Source organism: Symbiopectobacterium sp. RP (assembly GCF_050472005.1).
Classification (GTDB): domain Bacteria; phylum Pseudomonadota; class Gammaproteobacteria; order Enterobacterales; family Enterobacteriaceae; genus Symbiopectobacterium.
On sequence record NZ_JBGOGS010000002.1, the window covers coordinates 50,720 to 68,475 of the forward strand.

The 17,756-nt window shown below is 48.8% G+C and carries 21 protein-coding genes, 4 tRNA genes and 6 pseudogenes; 19 read left to right on the plus strand and 12 right to left on the minus strand.

The features are described 5' to 3' along the window. Position 1: 1 nt before the first annotated feature. From ACD630_RS18025 to ACD630_RS18050, 6 genes and pseudogenes are all read left to right on the plus strand, one after another. Positions 2–217 (plus strand): annotated as a pseudogene (locus tag ACD630_RS18025) (amino acid permease); the annotation flags it as partial. 84 nt (positions 218–301) lie between these two features. Then, a complete protein-coding gene (locus tag ACD630_RS18030; protein WP_430360177.1) occupies positions 302–1,342 on the plus strand; it encodes an IS481 family transposase in 1,041 nt (346 codons plus the stop codon). 215 nt (positions 1,343–1,557) lie between these two features. Further along, positions 1,558–1,634, plus strand: a tRNA-Arg gene (locus ACD630_RS18035). Positions 1,635–1,729: 95 nt separating this feature from the next. Further along, positions 1,730–1,805, plus strand: a tRNA-His gene (locus ACD630_RS18040). Positions 1,806–1,828: 23 nt separating this feature from the next. Further along, positions 1,829–1,914: transfer RNA gene (locus ACD630_RS18045), tRNA-Leu, on the plus strand. Positions 1,915–1,969: 55 nt separating this feature from the next. Next, positions 1,970–2,046: transfer RNA gene (locus ACD630_RS18050), tRNA-Pro, on the plus strand. 17 nt (positions 2,047–2,063) lie between these two features. Here ACD630_RS18050 and ACD630_RS18055 read toward each other — a convergent pair. After that, a complete protein-coding gene (locus tag ACD630_RS18055; protein WP_430360178.1) occupies positions 2,064–2,204 on the minus strand; it encodes a hypothetical protein in 141 nt (46 codons plus the stop codon). Positions 2,205–2,222: 18 nt separating this feature from the next. Here ACD630_RS18055 and ACD630_RS18060 point away from each other — a divergent pair. The 5 genes and pseudogenes from ACD630_RS18060 to ACD630_RS18080 all read left to right on the plus strand — a co-directional run. Next, a pseudogene (locus tag ACD630_RS18060) lies at positions 2,223–2,360 on the plus strand (IS21 family transposase); the annotation flags it as partial. Positions 2,361–2,390: 30 nt separating this feature from the next. Next, positions 2,391–2,756, plus strand: a complete 366-nt coding sequence (locus ACD630_RS18065) for an IS630 transposase-related protein (RefSeq protein ID WP_430357993.1) — start codon at positions 2,391–2,393, stop codon at positions 2,754–2,756. A gap of 25 nt (positions 2,757–2,781) precedes the next feature. Continuing rightward, a complete protein-coding gene (locus ACD630_RS18070; protein ID WP_430361166.1) occupies positions 2,782–2,907 on the plus strand; it encodes a hypothetical protein in 126 nt (41 codons plus the stop codon). Positions 2,908–2,922: 15 nt separating this feature from the next. Further along, the gene (locus tag ACD630_RS18075) at positions 2,923–3,051 is read left to right on the plus strand and encodes a hypothetical protein (RefSeq protein WP_430360179.1); all 129 of its coding nucleotides are present in this window, start codon (positions 2,923–2,925) and stop codon (positions 3,049–3,051) included. A gap of 64 nt (positions 3,052–3,115) precedes the next feature. Further along, the gene (locus ACD630_RS18080; RefSeq protein ID WP_430360180.1) at positions 3,116–4,033 is read left to right on the plus strand and encodes an IS5 family transposase; all 918 of its coding nucleotides are present in this window, start codon (positions 3,116–3,118) and stop codon (positions 4,031–4,033) included. 670 nt (positions 4,034–4,703) lie between these two features. Here ACD630_RS18080 and ACD630_RS18085 read toward each other — a convergent pair. Then, positions 4,704–5,168 (minus strand): annotated as a pseudogene (locus ACD630_RS18085) (MFS transporter); the annotation flags it as partial. Positions 5,169–5,295: 127 nt separating this feature from the next. Continuing rightward, positions 5,296–5,883 carry a molybdopterin adenylyltransferase gene (gene mog, locus ACD630_RS18090; protein WP_430360181.1) on the minus strand — a complete coding sequence of 196 codons (588 nt, stop codon included), beginning with the start codon at positions 5,881–5,883 and terminating at the stop codon, positions 5,296–5,298. Positions 5,884–6,109: 226 nt separating this feature from the next. On the opposite strand from mog, the gene ACD630_RS18095 reads away from it, so the two are divergent. Together ACD630_RS18095 and ACD630_RS18100 are read left to right on the plus strand one after the other, a co-directional pair. After that, the gene (locus ACD630_RS18095) at positions 6,110–6,406 is read left to right on the plus strand and encodes a hypothetical protein (RefSeq protein WP_430360182.1); all 297 of its coding nucleotides are present in this window, start codon (positions 6,110–6,112) and stop codon (positions 6,404–6,406) included. A gap of 186 nt (positions 6,407–6,592) precedes the next feature. Beyond that, positions 6,593–7,090, plus strand: a pseudogene (locus ACD630_RS18100) (transposase); the annotation flags it as partial. Between the two features lie 23 nt (positions 7,091–7,113). On the opposite strand, the gene ACD630_RS18105 reads toward ACD630_RS18100, so the two are convergent. From ACD630_RS18105 to ACD630_RS18115, 3 genes are all read right to left on the minus strand, one after another. Further along, a complete protein-coding gene (locus tag ACD630_RS18105; protein ID WP_430361167.1) occupies positions 7,114–7,458 on the minus strand; it encodes a transposase in 345 nt (114 codons plus the stop codon). After that, a complete protein-coding gene (locus ACD630_RS18110) occupies positions 7,376–7,750 on the minus strand; it encodes an IS630 transposase-related protein (RefSeq protein WP_430360183.1) in 375 nt (124 codons plus the stop codon). The genes ACD630_RS18105 and ACD630_RS18110 overlap by 83 nt, the downstream gene beginning before the upstream one ends. Before the next feature lie 82 nt (positions 7,751–7,832). Then, positions 7,833–8,018: an IS630 transposase-related protein gene (locus tag ACD630_RS18115; protein WP_430360184.1), complete on the minus strand. Its 186-nt coding sequence runs from the start codon at positions 8,016–8,018 to the stop codon at positions 7,833–7,835. A 215-nt stretch (positions 8,019–8,233) separates the two neighbouring features. Here ACD630_RS18115 and rfaD point away from each other — a divergent pair, with 215 nt between their 5' ends. The 5 genes from rfaD (at position 8,234) to ACD630_RS18140 (ending at position 14,063) form a co-directional block, all read left to right on the plus strand. Continuing rightward, a complete protein-coding gene (rfaD, locus tag ACD630_RS18120) occupies positions 8,234–9,166 on the plus strand; it encodes an ADP-glyceromanno-heptose 6-epimerase (protein ID WP_430360185.1) in 933 nt (310 codons plus the stop codon). A 112-nt stretch (positions 9,167–9,278) separates the two neighbouring features. Next, complete coding sequence (rfaF, locus tag ACD630_RS18125) at positions 9,279–10,328, plus strand: ADP-heptose--LPS heptosyltransferase RfaF (RefSeq protein ID WP_430360186.1); 1,050 nt, start codon at positions 9,279–9,281, stop codon at positions 10,326–10,328. Continuing rightward, entirely contained in the window at positions 10,328–11,347 is a 1,020-nt protein-coding gene (rfaC, locus tag ACD630_RS18130) for a lipopolysaccharide heptosyltransferase RfaC (RefSeq protein WP_430360187.1), read from the plus strand. The genes rfaF and rfaC overlap by 1 nt, the downstream gene beginning before the upstream one ends. A gap of 164 nt (positions 11,348–11,511) precedes the next feature. Beyond that, positions 11,512–12,705 (plus strand): O-antigen ligase family protein, encoded by a 1,194-nt coding sequence (locus ACD630_RS18135; protein WP_430360188.1) that lies wholly within the window; start codon positions 11,512–11,514, stop codon positions 12,703–12,705. Between the two features lie 41 nt (positions 12,706–12,746). Next, positions 12,747–14,063, plus strand: coding sequence for a transposase (locus ACD630_RS18140; protein ID WP_430360189.1), 1,317 nt, complete (start codon positions 12,747–12,749; stop codon positions 14,061–14,063). Between the two features lie 67 nt (positions 14,064–14,130). Here the strand turns inward: ACD630_RS18140 and ACD630_RS18145 are convergent, their stop codons facing one another. Both ACD630_RS18145 and ACD630_RS18150 read right to left on the minus strand, forming a co-directional pair. Next, the gene (locus ACD630_RS18145) at positions 14,131–14,271 is read right to left on the minus strand and encodes a hypothetical protein (RefSeq protein WP_430360190.1); all 141 of its coding nucleotides are present in this window, start codon (positions 14,269–14,271) and stop codon (positions 14,131–14,133) included. A gap of 43 nt (positions 14,272–14,314) precedes the next feature. Continuing rightward, positions 14,315–15,010, minus strand: a pseudogene (locus ACD630_RS18150) (IS256 family transposase); the annotation flags it as partial. Positions 15,011–15,163: 153 nt separating this feature from the next. Here ACD630_RS18150 and ACD630_RS18155 point away from each other — a divergent pair. Further along, positions 15,164–15,985 (plus strand): IS630 family transposase, encoded by an 822-nt coding sequence (locus tag ACD630_RS18155; RefSeq protein WP_430360191.1) that lies wholly within the window; start codon positions 15,164–15,166, stop codon positions 15,983–15,985. A gap of 18 nt (positions 15,986–16,003) precedes the next feature. Here the strand turns inward: ACD630_RS18155 and ACD630_RS18160 are convergent. The 4 genes and pseudogenes from ACD630_RS18160 to ACD630_RS18175 all read right to left on the minus strand — a co-directional run. Next, positions 16,004–16,540 (minus strand): annotated as a pseudogene (locus ACD630_RS18160) (transposase); the annotation flags it as partial. Between the two features lie 42 nt (positions 16,541–16,582). Further along, positions 16,583–16,798, minus strand: a complete 216-nt coding sequence (locus ACD630_RS18165; protein ID WP_430361310.1) for a hypothetical protein — start codon at positions 16,796–16,798, stop codon at positions 16,583–16,585. A 435-nt stretch (positions 16,799–17,233) separates the two neighbouring features. Beyond that, entirely contained in the window at positions 17,234–17,368 is a 135-nt protein-coding gene (locus tag ACD630_RS18170; RefSeq protein ID WP_430360192.1) for a hypothetical protein, read from the minus strand. 172 nt (positions 17,369–17,540) lie between these two features. Beyond that, positions 17,541–17,699: a transposase gene (locus ACD630_RS18175; RefSeq protein ID WP_430361168.1), complete on the minus strand. Its 159-nt coding sequence runs from the start codon at positions 17,697–17,699 to the stop codon at positions 17,541–17,543. Positions 17,700–17,756: the final 57 nt, after the last annotated feature.

Below are 17,756 nucleotides of genomic sequence, written 5' to 3' on the forward strand. Positions count from 1 at the left end.
CAGCCTAGCAGGGCATCCGTTCAAATCCGTGCTGTTTCCGTGGGTGAACTATCTGACTATGGCCTTCCTGGTGTGCGTATTGGTGGGAATGTACATCAATGAAGACACGCGGATGTCCTTATTGGTAGGGATGGCGTTTCTTGCCGTGGTTAGCGTGATTTATGCCATGCTGGAAGGGCGCAAAAAGCAGGCATTAACTTGTATTAGTCGCGACTAGATCTGACACTGGACCTTGAAAGGTTGAGAGTTACCGGTTTTGATATGGGTGTCTAATCCTTAAACAAAACGCGAGGTAACTCTCATGCTTCATACTAACAATCCCATTATCAAACACAAAGCCGGCCTGCTCAATCTCGCCGAAGAACTCGGTAACGTATCAAAAGCCTGCAAGAGCATGGGCGTGTCACGCGATACATTTTACCGTTATCAGGAACTGGCTGCTGAAGGCGCCATTGATGCGCTGGTTAACCAGAACCGCCGGGTTCCGAACCTGAAGAACCGCGCCGACGAAGCCACTGAACGCGCGCTTGTTGATTATGCTATTGAGTTTCCGCCCCATGGGCAGCACCGGACCTGTAATGAGCTGCGTAAAAAAGGCGTGTTTATCTCCGGCAGCGGCGTGCGCTCCATCTGGCAACGACACGACCTGGAGAACTTCCGTAAACGCCTGAAGGCGCTTGAGGAAAAGCTCGCCAGAGAAGGCATTGTCCTTACCGATGCTCAAATCGCAGCCCTGGAGAAGAAGGCGCACGATGATGAGGCCTGCGGTGAAATCGAGACGGCACATCCCGGGTATCTGGGCTCGCAGGACACCTTCTACGTGGGCAATCTGAAGGGGGTGGGCCGTATCTACCAGCAGACGTTCGTGGATACGTACTCGAAAGTGGCGCACTGCAAGCTGTATACGAATAAAACACCGCTCACCGCCCCCGACCTGCTCAATGATCGCGTACTCCCGTTCTACGAGGCTCAGGGACTGCCGGTGCTGAGAATACTGACCGACAGGGGTACGGAGTACTGTGGTAAAGTGGAGCAGCATGATTATCAGCTTTATCTGGCTATCAACGATATCGAGCATACGAAAACGAAGGCGATGTCTCCGCAGACGAACGGCATCTGCAAGCGCTTCCATAAAACCATTTTGCAGGATTTTTATCAGGTTACGTTCGGCAAGAAGTTATATGGAGACCTGGAAAGCCTGCAGGTAGATCTGGACAACTGGTTGTGGCATTACAATAATGAGCGAACTCATCAGGGAAAAATGTGCTGCGGGCGTACGCCGATGGCCACTTTACTCGATGGAAAACGGATCTGGGCAGAAAAGAATCTGAACCAGATGTAATCTGACAGACACCTGTATAAATAATCGGTAACTGTCAGATCAGGTCTGAGCTAGTACAACTGCACCCGAAGCCTGATTGAGGGGTGGGGATCGTCGCTGACTGTGTGTTTTCGGTACGAAATGCGCAAAGCATAAGCAAACGCATCATTTCGATAAAAAAAGCACTAGACAGGCAGAGATTAAATCCGTACTATCCCCACCCGCAACGGCGCTATGCGCCCGTAGCTCAGCTGGATAGAGCGCTGTCCTCCGGAGGCAGAGGTCTCAGGTTCGAATCCTGTCGGGCGCACCAATAACTTTTTACAAGAATTGTGTGCAAGAGCTGCGGTGGTACAATTCACCGTAAGGGACGTACTGGTTTTATCGTTAGTTGTAAGCAGTACATTGGTGGCTATAGCTCAGCTGGTAGAGCCCTGGATTGTGATTCCAGTTGTCGTGGGTTCGAGTCCCATTAGCCACCCCAGATTCAGATGTTCGTGAATGTATGCGAAGGTGGCGGAATTGGTAGACGCGCTAGCTTCAGGTGTTAGTGTCCTTCGGACGTGAGGGTTCAAATCCCTCTCTTCGCACCAACGAACATTATCAACAGTCAGTGTGATACACTGATGGCGTTGAAAAAAAGCATTTCGGCGAGTAGCGCAGCTTGGTAGCGCAACTGGTTTGGGACCAGTGGGTCGGAGGTTCGAATCCTCTCTCGCCGACCACTTTCCGTGAAAAGCGGCTATTCCTGAGGAATAGCCGCTTTTTGCTTTCTCCACCCGTCTTTCTGGTATCTGCATAGCCTGTTATAGCCAACCGACATTATTTTGATAACAGCCAGATATGCTTTTTTGCCACATATCAGGGCATTGGCTGTAATCATTTTTAAGTCGGTTGGCTATACCTGAAATACCCGGAACCTCCGGCCAGAAAAACACGCCACAAAATGGCCAAACTCAGGCCGTTCATGGACTATATCGACATGCGTCTGGCAGAGAACGTCTGGAACAGCGAGGTCATCCTCGCGGAAATTAAAGCTAAACGACTTAATTTTGATTACATTATTTAAATGAGCTATTCAATTGATTTTAGACGTAAAGTGATATCTACACGGGAAGAAGAAGGGTTGAGTATCCGAGAAACAGCGAAGCAATTTCGGATTGGCCCTGCCTCTGTATCGCGTTGGATTAATCAAATAGCGTCAAAAGCATCGACCACGCGTCAGCGAAAGAGCGATAAATCCGAGTTGATAAAAGATGTTGAACCATATCCAGATGCTTACCAAAAAGAACGTGCAGAGCGTTTTGGCGTTTGTCAGAAGGCCATTTGGCAAGCTCTTAAAAAGCTGGGATTGACCTATAAAAAAAACTCTATGTCATCCGAAAGCCGACGAAAGCGCCCAGCAAGCATTTCAACAAAAAATACAACAGTATGAAAAAGAAGGCAAACCTATTGTTTTTATTGATGAAAGTGGTTTTCCACACGATACCCCACGGACTCACGGCTATTCCCAAAAAGGTCAACGGTGTTTTGGCCTGAAGAACGGGAGAGCCAAGGGAAGAACAAATGTTATCGGCGCTTTATAGCTAAGCGACATTATTTTGATAACAGCCAACTATGCTTTTTTGCCGCATATCAGGGTATCTGTTGTAATCATTTTTAAGTCGGTTGGCTATATTAGGCACAACGCTGTTTGCTATCGAGCCTGTACACGAGATTGGCTTTGTTGAATAAATAGAACTTTTGGGTAATCATCGGAGCAGATCAACACAGTTGTTTCAAAATCAGGTCTCCATGGCAAAACAAAATTTTAAAATCACCAACTGGCCCTCTTATAACAAGGCCCTCAAGCAGCGCGCTTCTCTAACCGTATGGCTAGATAAATCAGCTATTGCTGCATGGACGGAAAAAAACACTACTGAACGGTGTGGACGACCGCTCCACTACTCAGATATGGCCATCACCACAGTCCTGATGATGAAACGCGTGTTTGGCCTTTCATTGAGGGCTTTACAGGGCTTTGGTGACTCGATTTTTAAACTGATTAAATTGTCGCTCCATTGTCCAGACTATTCGCTGCTCAGCAAGCGAGCAAAGACAGTGAACATCAGCATAAAAACGCCAACCCGTGGTGAAATCTCACATCTGGTCATTGATGGAACCGGCCTGAAGGTCTTTGGCGAAGGCGAATGGAAAGTCCGGCAGCATGGTGCCGACAGACGCAGGGTATGGCGTAAGCTGCACCTGGCAGTAGACAGTGTGACGCATGAGATTATCTGTGCGGATTTGTCGCTCAGTGGTACGACTGATGCCCAAGCTCTACCGGCGCTGATAAACCAGACCCACCGGAAAATCAGAGAGGCATCGGCTGACGGCGCTTACGATACAGTTTACTGCTATGATGCTCTGCTGAGGAAGAAAATAAGGCCGCTTATCCCGCCACGAAGGGGGGCGCAATATTGGCAAGATCGCTACCACGAGCGTAACCCCGCTGTTGCAAATCAGCGCATTAGCGGTAGTAACGATATCTGGAAAAAGAAAGTGGGCTATCACCGGCGCTCAGTGGCTGAAACGGCCATGTTCCGGTTCAAAAGGCTTCTGGGTGGTCACCTAAATCTGAGAGACTACGATGGTCAGGTGGGTGAAGCCATGGTCAAAGCGCTTAACCTGATCACGCTATTAGGAATGCCGAACAGTATTCGCATCACGTAACAATCGACCCGTATGGGGCGCAGTCGTTACAAGTTCTGATTTATTCAACAAAGCCAACAATTAGCTGTATTTTTTGCCACATATCAGGGCATTGGCTGTAATCATTTTTAAGTCGGTTGGCTATAGAGTCACCTTCACGGTCAATGAGATGAACTAACTTCTTCCCGGTATCAAGAGACTCAACGCGGGCGATATCAGCCGTCAAAGCATCCATATGAGTCAGACTCTCAGACAAGCCCTCGGTTAGCGTTGAACGACAACTCGTCCTATAGGTTAGAGTTTGAGACAGGGGTGCTATTGGTAAACCATTTGCAGCATCAACCAGTAGGCTGGTTTGTAGTTCATAACCGACGTCGCCACCATGCGTCATTTTCAAACGTTCTTCTTTCCCATTGTGGGTACGAAACTGTAAATGAGACCAGTCGTGAACGACGGGAGCGTATGGATGCGGGCTAAGTGCAACCTGCCGGAGAGCCAGCGAAATAATCGGTTCATTGAGCTGACTGAAGCTAATACGTTCATTATTAAAAAAACGCCAAACGGCCTGAGTAGTGGCGAATGTTGTTTTCTGCGCGCAGGTAAGGTCTTTAACGGCTGACGCCAATGGTGCTGCGGGAGTCATGTGTTGCTTAACCAGACGCTGATAACGCCGGTTAAGGCGGGCATCAATCCCGCCGATGGATAAGTTGAGATCATGCAGCAACGTAATAGCAGATATTGCAAAAGATGTGTAGATACCTATGCTTTCATAGGTCGGCAACATTCCCATGGCGAGCGTAGGCACCGCCATCAGAAAGATGCTCAGGCTGAACATTTTTTTACGTCCAACTAGATCGCCAAAGTGGGCCATGATGATGCCCCCCGACGGGCGGGCCAGATAGCCTGCAGCAAAGATGCCAAAGGTTTGCAACTGGCGCAGCCACTCAGGAATATCAGCCGGGAAGAACAGCTCGCCAATCACCGCAGCGAAAAATACGAAAATGATGAAATCGTAAAACTCCAACGCGCCACCCAACGCGGCCAAGGAGAGCGTTTTGTAATCCTGTCCGTTCAGCTGGCGCTGTTTGTGTGGCAAGGGCTGTGCTGACGATTGTTGTGATGAAAATGATTGTGATGGAGCGTTACCACCATTCATAAGTTACCGAATAATGCCAGAGTGAGAGAAAAATAATTTACCGTCTTTGTGTAAAACTAAGATTACTATAATGGCTAAATTTTTACACTCCAGAGAAGGTGTAGCTTATGTTTAAAATGGCCCAATTTTAGCTTTTTGTGTCGCTGATCGAACTCTTGGGGCGAAATGCTGCTACCACTTGCGGATCGGTTTCGACATAAGGTCCTTCTAACAACTGTATACAATACGGTACACTGGCAAAAATCCCTGGCACCACCACATTTCCCGCATCGTCTTTTAGCCCTTCCAGCGTCTCTTTGATGGATTTGGGTTGACCCGGCAGGTTCAGGATTAATGCCTGTTTACGAATAACCCCCACCTGACGCGATAAAATCGCCGTAGGCACAAAGCGCAAGCTGATCTGGCGCATCTGTTCGCCGAAACCCGGCATTTCTCGATCGGCCACCGCCAGCGTGGCATCCGGCGTGACATCCCGCCGTGCCGGTCCCGTACCTCCAGCTGTCAGCACCAGATGACACTGACGCTCATCGACTAACTCACACAAAGCCTGTTCAATTAACGGCTGCTCATCGGGAATCAAACGGGATTCCACGTCAAAGGGCGTCGTCAGCGCAGCAGCAAGCCACTCCTGTAATGCAGGGATGCCTTTATCCTGATATATGCCGCTTGAAGCGCGGTCGGAGATGGATAACAGGCCAATTCGCAATTCATTCATAACAACATCTCTGTCAGTTAAAATCTAATTTTAACAATCTTTTTCATGCATGAGAGCAGCACATCGTTTAAGGCACTAGGTTATCAGCAATAATGTGAAATAAGCGGGTTTTTATGCCGCCAAAGGGCTTTGTTGAATAATAGTGAGTCATGCTGTTTTGCCAGCCAGTTTTGGTAGAAAATGCTTGTCACCTCAGGTTTACAGTTTTCTTATGAGGCCTAACTGCATGATTTTGCGTTACGAGGATCTGTCGTTTCACCGGGGGTGCAGCATAAAATATGTTTATTCAACAAAGCCCCGCCAAAGGGAAAAGTTTGCGTTTATATTAAAGTCACGGCCACTTAGCGCCGACACTGAGTATGTTAGCGCATTGCTGGCGGCAGCTGTACGCGCGAGTACCAAGGAAACGTTCATGGCCGGTCTGAAATATCAATTACTCAAACTCATCTCTCATCCGGTATCTGCGTTTTTCTTCTTTGGTTCCGTGGTTTTTTCTGCCGCCCTGTTCGTCATCTATAGCTAAACGACTTAATTTTGATTACATTATTTAAATGAACTATTCAATTGATTTTGAGTTATGCTCATTTCTGGTGTACGGGGTTTCGGGGAGGGTGGCGTATCCTGCTGATTGATTTCGTGGATGATTTCAACAACAGAGAGATGATACCCCATGAAAAAGTCTACCCTATAGCTCTCCGCAGAACCAGATATTGCCGGTGATCCCTTGCATGAACTCATTCGTAATGCTGCCAGGCAACTGATAGCTGCCGCCGTTGAGGTTGAGCTCGAAGCCATGCTGCAACAACATGCTGAACGCCGCCTTGACGACGGGCGTCATCCTGTCGTTCGTAACGGCTATTTGCCACCGTGAACCATACAGACGGGTATTGGGGATGTTGAAATTAAAGTGCCTAAGGTCAGGGAGCGCAGCGGCAACGGAATATGCTTCAACAGCGCGTTGTTGCCGCCTTATCTGAAACGTGCAAAAAGCGTCGAAGAGTTGCTACCATGGCTGTACCTGCGAGGCATATCCACCGGTGATTTTCACGAAGCTCTGAGGGCGCTTCTCGGTGAAAAAGCTAATGCCCTCTCTGCCAGTACCATCAGCAGACTGAAACAGCAATGGCTTGAAGAGCACAGGCAATGGTGCCTGCGTGATTTAAGCGATACGCGCTACGTTTATTTCTGGGCTGATGGCATATATAGCCAAGCGACTTAATTTTGATTACACTATATGGACTGAGAACAAAATCTCTGTATCGCAACCACCCTCTCTTTTTTTGCTTGTGCCCATTTATGCTCAATGGGGTTAAGATCTGGCGAATATGTAGGCAAATACTCCACCATATACCCTGCATCGATGATGACTTGTTGAATATTATGTTTTTTGTGAAAAGTTGCATTGTCCATCACGATTACCCTGTTTTTAGGGAGTACTGGGATAAAGACTTGTGTGACCCAGGAATAGAAAACATCGCTGTTAATATTGATATCAAATAATCCGATAGCAAACAGCGTTGTGCCTAATAAAGCGCCGATAATATTTGTTCTTCCCTTGGCTCCCCCCTTCTTCAGGCCAAAACACCGTTGACCTTATTGGGGAATAGCCGTGAGTCCGTGGGGTATCGTGTGGAAAACCACTTTCATCAATAAAAACAATAGGTTTACCTTCTTTTTCATACTGTTGTATTTTTTGTTGAAATGCTTGCCGGGCACTTTCGTCGGCTTTCGGATGACGTAGCGTTTTTTTATAGGTCAATCTCAGCTTTTTAAGAGCTTGCCAAATGGCCTTCTGACAAACGCCAAAACGCTCTGCACGTTCTTTTTGGTAAGCATCTGGATATGGTTCAACATCTTTTATAGCCAACCGACTTAAAAATGATTACAGCCAATGCCCTGATATGTGGCAAAAAAATACAGCTAATTGTTATCAAAATAATGTCGCTTGGCTATATCAACTCGGATTTATCGATCTTTCGCTGACGCGTGGTCGATGCTTTTGACGCTATTTGATTAATCCAACGCGATACAGAGGCAGGGCCAATCCGAAATTGCTTCGCTGTTTCTCGGATACTCAACCCTTCTTCTTCCCATGTAGATATCACTTTACCTCTAAAATCAATTGAATAGCTCATTTAAATAATGTAATCAAAATTAAGTCGTTTAGCTATAACGCCACAGAATCTGAAAAATACCATGCGGGTCACGACATGCCGCAACACCGCCTCAGTAACACCTTGCGGCAGCACAAAATGGTGTACTGTCTGTAGTGCAACAAAATGTTATGATAGCAGTCATAAATAGTGTGGAGCGTGGTGCTTCACCCACGAGATTTACAAGGGTTACTCCCATGATCATCGTCACAGGCGGAGCCGGCTTTATCGGCAGCAATATTGTTAAATCATTGAATGACATCGGTTATCGAGACATTTTGGTGGTGGATAACCTGAAAGACGGCACCAAGTTTGTCAATCTAGTCGATCTGGACATTACCGATTACATGGACAAGGAAGACTTCATCGCCAGTATCGTTGCAGGCGACGATCTGGGCAATATCGATGCCATCTTCCATGAAGGTGCATGCTCTTCCACCACGGAGTGGGACGGCAAGTACATGATGGACAATAACTATCAGTACTCGAAAGAGGTGCTGCACTACTGTCTGGAACGTAGCATCCCGTTCCTGTACGCCTCTTCCGCAGCCACGTACGGCGGGCGCACCAGCGACTTTATTGAAGAGCGTCAATACGAACAGCCGCTGAACGTTTACGGCTATTCCAAATTCCTGTTCGACCAATACGTGCGCGATATTCTGCCGCAGGCAGATTCCCAGATTTGCGGCTTCCGCTACTTCAACGTCTACGGCCCGCACGAAGAGCACAAAGGCAGCATGGCGAGCGTCGCGTTTCATCTGAATAACCAGATCAATCAGGGTGAAAATCCAAAACTGTTCTCCGGCAGCGAAAATTTCCAGCGCGATTTCATTTATGTTTGTGATGTGGCTGCGGTTAACCTGTGGTTCTGGCAGCACGGCGTTTCCGGTATTTTCAACTGCGGAACGGGTCGTGCCGACTCATTCCAGGCCGTGGCCGATGCCGTGTTGGATTTCCACCAGAAAGGCCAAGTGGAATACATTCCTTTCCCTGAAAAACTGAAAGGCCGTTACCAAGCCTTCACGCAAGCCGATTTGACCAAACTGCGCGCGGCAGGCTACGACAAGCCCTTCAAAACGGTGGCTGAAGGTGTCGGCGACTATCTGACTTGGCTGAACCGCTCCGCGTAAACGCCACAACAATGTGCGGCCGCACGTTCCCGGTAAGCAGCAGGCACAGGATTGCACCCTTCGATGGCATTTTTCTGGCCGCCAAGCAACAGAACATATAAAGATAAACGCTATGAAAATCCTGGTAATTGGTCCATCGTGGGTGGGTGACATGATGATGTCCCACAGTCTGTATCGTTCGCTCAAAGCACGGTACCCAGATGCACAGATTGATGTCATGGCGCCGGCTTGGTGCCGCCCGCTGTTGGACCGCATGCCGGGAGTGCGTCAGGCGCTGGCGATGCCGCTCGGGCACGGGGCGCTGGCGCTGGGTCAACGTCGGCGTTTAGGGGTGTCGTTGCGCGAGCAAGGTTACGATCGCGCCTATGTGCTACCGAACTCGTTTAAATCCGCGCTGGTGCCCTTCTTTGCCAAGGTGCCAGAGCGCACCGGTTGGCGCGGAGAGATGCGTTATGGCTTGCTTAACGATGTGCGGGTATTGGACAAAGCCGCGTTTCCCCTGATGGTGCAGCGCTATGTCGCCCTAGCCTATCCACGCGACCAGATTCACCGAGCTGAAGATCTTCCACAGCCGCTGTTATGGCCGCAGCTACAGGTCGCACAGGCAGAAATCGACTCCGTGCTCCCCACCTTTGATTTAGTTAGCGAGCGCTCACTTATTGGTTTCTGCCCCGGCGCTGAATTTGGCCCCGCCAAGCGCTGGCCACACTATCACTATGCCAGTCTGGCACAAACGCTGATCGAACGCGGCCATCAGGTTGTACTGTTCGGCTCAGACAAGGATAACGATGCGGGAGAAGCAATATGCGATACGTTACCCGAATCTCTGCGTGCCTTTTGCGCCAATCTGGCAGGCAAAACGTCGCTGGATCAAGCCGTGGTGCTGATTGCCGCCTGTCACGCCGTGGTCAGCAATGACTCCGGATTAATGCACGTGGCAGCCGCGTTAAACCGTCCTCTGGTGGCACTCTATGGCCCCAGCAGTCAGGATTTCACACCGCCGCTGTCACATCAGGCCAACGTTATCCGCTTGATTACTGGCTATCATCGCGTGCGCAAAGGCGATGGCGAGCAGGGATATCACCAAAGCCTGATTGATATTCAGCCTGAGCGCGTGTTGGAAGCCTTGACGCCTTACATCCAGACAAAGGAACATCGCTAATGCGGGTGCTGATCGTTAAAACCTCTTCCATGGGCGATGTCTTGCACACGCTGCCTGCTTTGACGGATGCCATGCGCGTCATCCCCAATTTACGATTTGACTGGGTGGTGGAAGAAGGGTTTGCACAAATCCCCACTTGGCATTCCGCCGTTGATCGCGTAATCCCCGTTGCCATCCGCCGCTGGCGTAAAAGCTGGTTCAGCGCAGAAACACGGCGTGAACGCGCGCAATTTAAGCAACAGCTGCGAGAGCGCCAGTACGATGCGGTAATTGACGCCCAGGGGCTGCTGAAAAGTGCGCTGTTGGTCACGCGTCTCGCGCGCGGGAAAAAACACGGTTTAGACAGCAGCAGCGCGCGTGAGCCGCTGGCCAGCATTTTCTATAACTACCGGCACCGTATTGTACGGCAGCAGCACGCCGTCAAGCGCATTCGCGAGCTTTTCGCGGCCAGCCTGAGCTATCGTAAGCCCAGTGAGCGGGGGGACTACGGTATTGCCCAGCATTTTCTGGCAGCACCGTCGGAAGATGCCGGGCGCTATTTGGTATTCCTACACGCCACCACCCGTGATGAAAAACATTGGCCCGAATCTCACTGGCTCGCACTGATCGCCAGCCTGCAACCGTCAGGATTGCGCATCAAACTCCCCTGGGGCACAGGGCATGAACATCAGCGAGCGCAGCGCCTTGCAGCCGACTTTCCAAACGTCGACGTGTTACCGCGCCTGAGTTTGCAGCAGGTGGCCGCCGTACTGGCGGGGGCACAAGCGGTTGTTTCCGTCGATACTGGTCTGAGTCACCTGACAGCGGCATTGGATCGCCCGAATATCACACTCTATGGCCCTACCGATCCTAGGCTTATTGGTGGATATGGGCTCAATCAGGTGGTGGAACAATCTGAAAATCATCACATGAGCGCTATCTCTGCCGATGCGGTCCGGCAAAAGCTGTCAGAGTTGGTAGACTTACAGCCTCTCGACGCTACTTCCCTGCACACATCGGTGCAAAGCGCGCTTCCGTAAAGGCTTGCGCCGGGGCTACACTCATACCATCCCGGATGGACGGGACAACGGGGATAGCCCTTGCTACGTGACCCAATGATATGTTGAATGCTTTAAGATACAGCTGGGCAAAATACCCCGTAGTAAGCGCCTCGTTAACCACAAATACGCTGTTTCCAGGGTGCATGTTGACCCTAGCCGTCATGCCGTTTAGTACCATCATCGCCGGATGGCTGTTTTATTTGACCGGCGTGTCTGCCGCTCTGTATGTGGTTACGCATGTGAAACAGGTTCTCGTCGCCAAATGCCTGTTAATATTGCCCACCCTGCTGTTGCTGACGGGTTGTCTCAACATTGTCTGGTTTTCACTTTACTACCACCCCGACACACGTTTTACCGATGTCTACTCCGCCTATCGCACCGCCGGGCATGCCGCGATTCTCGGTGCATTTATTCTGTTAGCCGCATGCCACTTACCACATAAAAACCAACCTATCCTGCAAGTTGGCTCCTTGGCCGTTTGCATCATGACGCTGGCTTATGTGCTGTTTCAGTTCATTTTTCACGACATGCACCGTGTGAGCCTGATCTTTGGTCCGGCAACCAGCGCAGCCTATTTTATGACGTTTATCGGTGCCTTGAGTGCACAGGCATTACTCACGCTCACTGTGCGCTACAAATATTATCTCTATTTACTCCATTTCTTGCTGGTAACCAGTGCCATCATCCTGACCCAGACACGGGCGGCCATTTTTGTTTATCCCCTGATTGGGGCGATGATCCTGTTATCAGAAGTACGTCACAATAAACGTAAATTGCTTAAGGGCGTGCTGGGCTCCCTCGTAACGCTAACGCTCTGCATTGCGCTGTTCCACGACACGATCCATAAACGCGCCAACGATTTGATCAATGACATGCGCAACTACAGCCAGAATAACAGTCAAACCTCGGTAGGCGCACGGTTTGCCATGGTGCAATCCGGTATGGACGCAGGGCTTGTTGCGCCGTTCGGACAATCCGCCGAACAGCGCGCGGCACATATCACCGTCTTCGCACAGCAGACACCAGCCATGAAGGGGGCGCTGGGTTACCTGAACGTGCATCTTCATAACGATGTCATTGAAGCTTTTTCACTGAAAGGCTGGCCCGGTGCGCTACTGATTATTTTGTTTTATGTCGCGCTCTCTTATTTTTCGATTTTTGTGCTGCGCAGCCACTTCTCCATTGCGCTGTTATTTGCCTTACTTATGTTTGGCTTGAGTGATGTCATTCTCTTTGCGCGGGATATGTTGATGGCGTGGCTGGTCACGTTCTGCCTTGGCATGACGCTAACGGGAAAATGGCCCCGTCCCCCCCACACAGATGCCCTCTCAACCTAGGCATAGGTATCTACACATCTTTTGCAATATCTGCTATTACGTTGCTGCATGATCTCAACTTATCCATCGGCGGGATTGATGCCCGCCTTAACCGGCGTTATCAGCGTCTGGTTAAGCAACACATGACTCCCCCACCACCATTGGCGTCAGCCGTTAAAGATCTTGCCTGCGCGCAGAAAACAACATTCGCCACTACTCAGGCCGTTTGGCGTTTTTTTAATAATGAACGTATTAGCTTCAGTCAGCTCAATGAACCGATTATTTCGCTGGCTCTCCGGCAAGTTGCACTTAGCCCGCATCCATACGCTCCCGTCGTTCACGACTGGTCTCATTTACAGTTTCGTACCCACAATGGGAAAGAAGAACGTTTGAAAATGACGCATGGTGGCGACGTCGGTTATGAACTACAAACCAGCCTACTGGTTGATGCTGCAAATGGTTTACCAATAGCGCCCCTGTCTCAAACTCTAACCGATAGGGCGGGTTGTCGTTCAACGCTAACCGAAGGCTTGTCTGAGAGTAGGACTCATATGGATGCTTTGACGGCTGATATCGCCCGTGTTGAGTCTCTTGATACCGGGAAGAAGTTAGTTCATCTCATTGACCGTGAAGGTGACTCTATCGGGCATATGCGCACATTAAGCTCCCAGGGAATATGTTGGCTTATCCGGGGAAAGGAAGGGCATCGGGCCGAGTGGGGCGGTGACACCCGTAAAATTGGTGAAATTGCAGACGATCTGCCATTTATCGCAAACGGACAGGTTGGCTGGAAAGGGAAAAAAGCCAATATGGAGATCGGGGAAACATCCGTGATCATAACGCGAACAGCAAAAGCGAAGCGGAAAGACAAGAACACCGGACGGCGAGTGAAAGTTCAGCCAGGCGTAGCTCTGACACTCAGATTAGTTGTGGTTCGCCTTACCGATACTCACGGTAAATTTATCGGACGCTGGACGCTGCTCACAAATGTTAGCAACGAGATCACCAGCGCGGAAGTCGCTCGCTGGTATTACTGGCGCTGGGGTATTGAATCCTTTTTTAAGCTGCTGAAAGGTGCCGGTCATGATGTAGAAAAATGGCTTCAGCGCAGTGCTGGTGCCCTGCTACGCAGGTTATTGATAGCTAGCATGGCATGTGTGCTGGTATGGCGGCTGCAACGCGCTGAAGGAGACGACAATGCGGCAGCCCGTCAGTTAATTTGCCGATTATCCGGACGACAACAAAAACGAGGGCATAAAGAAAGCGCCCCAGCGCTGCTTGCCGGACTATCCATCCAGCTAAATACCTTGACGTTATTAGCAGACTATACCCCGGAAGAACTTGCCCACTTAGTTATGGTGGTTTTTAACCCTTTATGATGTGTAGATACCTATGCTCACAGGGTGGGGGTGACCATCTCATTAAGCCCCTTCAACGAGGGGCTTTTTAAACGATCGGTGATTGCCGGAAAAGAGGCGGCACGCTGACGAAAAAAGGGGTCAGCAGCGTGATATAGCCAACCGACTTAAAAATGATTACAACAGATACCCTGATATGCGGCAAAAAAGCATAGCTTGCTGTTATCAAAATAATGTCGGTTTGCTATATTAGCAAATCTGGTGTATGGCGATCAGGCTACGTTCCGCTCTGATGCTTCGTGAATCTGTTCTCCATCCTTAAATTGGACGTTGCTTACAACCAGGGTCAGCAGGTCAAATCCTCTTAGTCGGTTCCAGCTTTTCTGAGCTGACTGGAGCAGCTTAAATACCATTGACAGGGTTGTTTCTCTCGAACCACCGTTCTTCGCGCCTCTGCTTCGTAGCCTCACAGTCGCAAAAGCCGATTCAATCGGATTTGTCGTTCTTATTGACGCCCAGTGCTCTGACGGGAAGTCGTAGAATGCCAACAGTTCTTCTCGAGCTTTCTCCAGCTTCTTCATCGCTGAAGGATATTTCGCTGAAAACCTTGCCAACAAAACATCAAAGGCTTCATTAGCGGCATCGCGGCTCTCTGCTAGCCAAACCTCCCGCAGCTCAGCCTTAACTTTCGGTTGCATGGCTTTGGGGAGTGAAGCCAACACATTAGCGGTTTTGTGCACCCAACAGCGTTGGTGCTGCGTGTCCGGGAATATCTTTGCCATTGCATTCCAAAAACCAAGGGCACCGTCTCCCGTAGCCAGCTTGGGAGATACGGTTAGGCCACGTGCTCGCAGGCCATTAAGAAGTTCGGCCCAGTTTGCTTCTGACTCTCGATAACCATCTTCGACCGCAACCAGCTCCTTACGTCCATGCTCAGTGACGCCGATATAGCCAAGCGACATTATTTTGATGACAATTAGCTGTATTTTTTTGCCACATATCAGGGCATTGGCTGTAATCATTTTTAAGTCGGTTGTCTATAATGAGCAGCAGGCAAAGGCGATCATCTTGCCTGACATGGCTGTATAGCTAAAAGACTTAATTTTGATTACATTATTTAAATGAGCTATTCAATTGATTTTAGACGTAAAGTGATATCTACACGGGAAGAAGAAGGGTTGAGTATCCGAGAAACAGCGAAGCAATTTCGGATTGGCCCTGCCTCTGTATCGCGTTGGATTAATCAAATAGCGTCAAAAGCATCGACCACGCGTCAGCGAAAGAGCGATAAATCCGAGTTGATAAAAGATGTTGAACCATATCCAGATGCTTACCAAAAAGAACGTGCAGAGCGTTTTGGCGTTTGTCAGAAGGCCATTTGGCAAGCTCTTAAAAAGCTGGGATTGACCTATAAAAAAACGCTACGTCATCCGAAAGCCGACGAAAGCGCCCGGCAAGCATTTCAACAAAAAATACAACAGTATGAAAAAGAAGGTAACCCTATTGTTTTTATTGATGAAAGTGGTTTTCCACACGATACCCCACGGACTCACGGCTATTCCCCAAAAGGTCAACGGTGTTTTGGGCTGAAGAGCTGGGGAGCCAAGGGAAGAACAAATGTTATCGGCGCTTTATTAGGCACAACGCTGTTTGCTATCGGATTATTTGATATCAATATTAACAGCGATGTTTTCTATTCCTGGGTCACACAAGTCCTTATCCCAGTACTCCCTAAAAACAGGGTAATCGTGATGGACAATGCAACTTTTCACAAAAAACATAATATTCAACAAGTCATCATCGATGCAGGGTATATGGTGGAGTATTTGCCTACATATTCGCCAGATCTTAACCCCATTGAGCATAAATGGGCACAAGCAAAAAGCAAAAAAAGAGAGAGTGGTTGCGATACAGAGATTTTGTTCTCAGTCCATATGGTGTAATCAAAATTAAGTCGCTTTGCTATATATGCCATCGGTCCAGAAATAAACGTAGCGCGTATCGCTTAAATCACGCAGGCACCATTGCCTGTGCTCTTCAAGCCATTGCTGTTTCAGTCTGCTGATGGTACTGGCAGAGAGGCCATTCGCTTTTTCACCGAGCAGCGCCCTCAGGGCTTCGTGAAAATCACCGGTGGATATGCCTCGCAGGTACAGCCATGGTAGCAACTCTTCGACGCTTTTTGCACGTTTCAGATAAGGCGGCAACAACGCGCTGTTGAAGCATATTCCGTTGCCGCTACGCTCCCTGACCTTAGGCACTTTAATTTCAACATCCCCAATACCCGTCTGTATGGTTCGCGGTGGCAAATAGCCGTTACAAACGACAGCATGACGCCCGTCGTCAAGGCGGCGTTCAGCATGTTGTTGCAGCATGGCTTCGAGCTCAACCTCAACGGCGGCAGCTATCAGTTGCCTGGCACCATTACGAATGAATTCATGCAAGGGATCACCGGCAATATCTGGTTCTGCGGAGACCTGTAGGGTAGACTTTTTCATGGGGTATCATCTCTCTGTTGTTGAAATCATCCACGAAATCAATCAGCAGGATACGCCACCCTCCCCGAAACCCCATACACCAGAAATGAGTATAACTCCAGCTTCAACGCTGATCTTTTTCAGCAGGCGATCAAACTGGTTGAGATCGTCAGGGGTTTTGAGATTTTTGGCCAGCTCGTTAGCCAGAGCCTGTAACTGTTTTTCGTCCATAAAGTAACCTGCTTTTGATGTTGGATTGAACATATCAAAATCAGGCAATTACACAATCTCGTGTACAGGCTCTCAAATAACGGCTAAGATCAGTACAACACATAGCGGACAATGGCTAAAAATTATTGTCTAGCAGCTTACCGACATCATCCATGCTCACCACGTTACGTGGTTCAATCCGCTGCATGATATTGATGTATAAAACAGCACATCGTATTCCATACAGCGGCCTTCATCCAACGGCCATCCTGCCCGAAAAGGGACCTTTGTTGATCTATGCCTACCAGTGGCCTTGCTATATTCATTTCAACATCGCGGTCACATAGCCACTCGCCCATACCACAGCAATTTTTTTGATTAGCTATGTCAAATAAATTTGTTTTCTCTGCGTCACTAAAATGGCGACACTACGCCCTGTTGTCCTTCCCACAATTTTTGTGAACATACATAGGGTTAATTATTATGATTGCTCAGCTCAATCGGTCATTCAATCGCCTCGCAGACCATCAGGATGCCGGTATAGCTAAGCGACTTAATTTTGATTACACCATATGGACTGAGAACAAAATCTCTGTATCGCAACCACTCTCTCTTTTTTTGCTTTTTGCTTGTGCCCATTTATGCTCAATTGGGGCTTTGTTGAATAATAGGTAATCATGCTGTTTTTCCATGCCAGTTTTGGTTGAAAATGCTTGTCATCTCAGGTGTACACTTTTCTCATGAGGCCTAACTGCATGATTTTACGTTGCGAGGATCCGTCGTTTCGCTGGGCTGCCAGCATAAAATCTATTTATTCAACAAAGCCCTCAATTGGGTTAAGATCTGGCGAATATGTAGGCAAATACTCCACCATATACCCTGCATCGATGATGACTTGTTGAATATTATGTTTTTTGTGAAAAGTTGCATTGTCCATCACGATTACCCTGTTTTTAGGGAGTACTGGGATAAGGACTTGTGTGACTCAGGAATAGAAAACATCGCTGTTAATATTGATATCAAATAA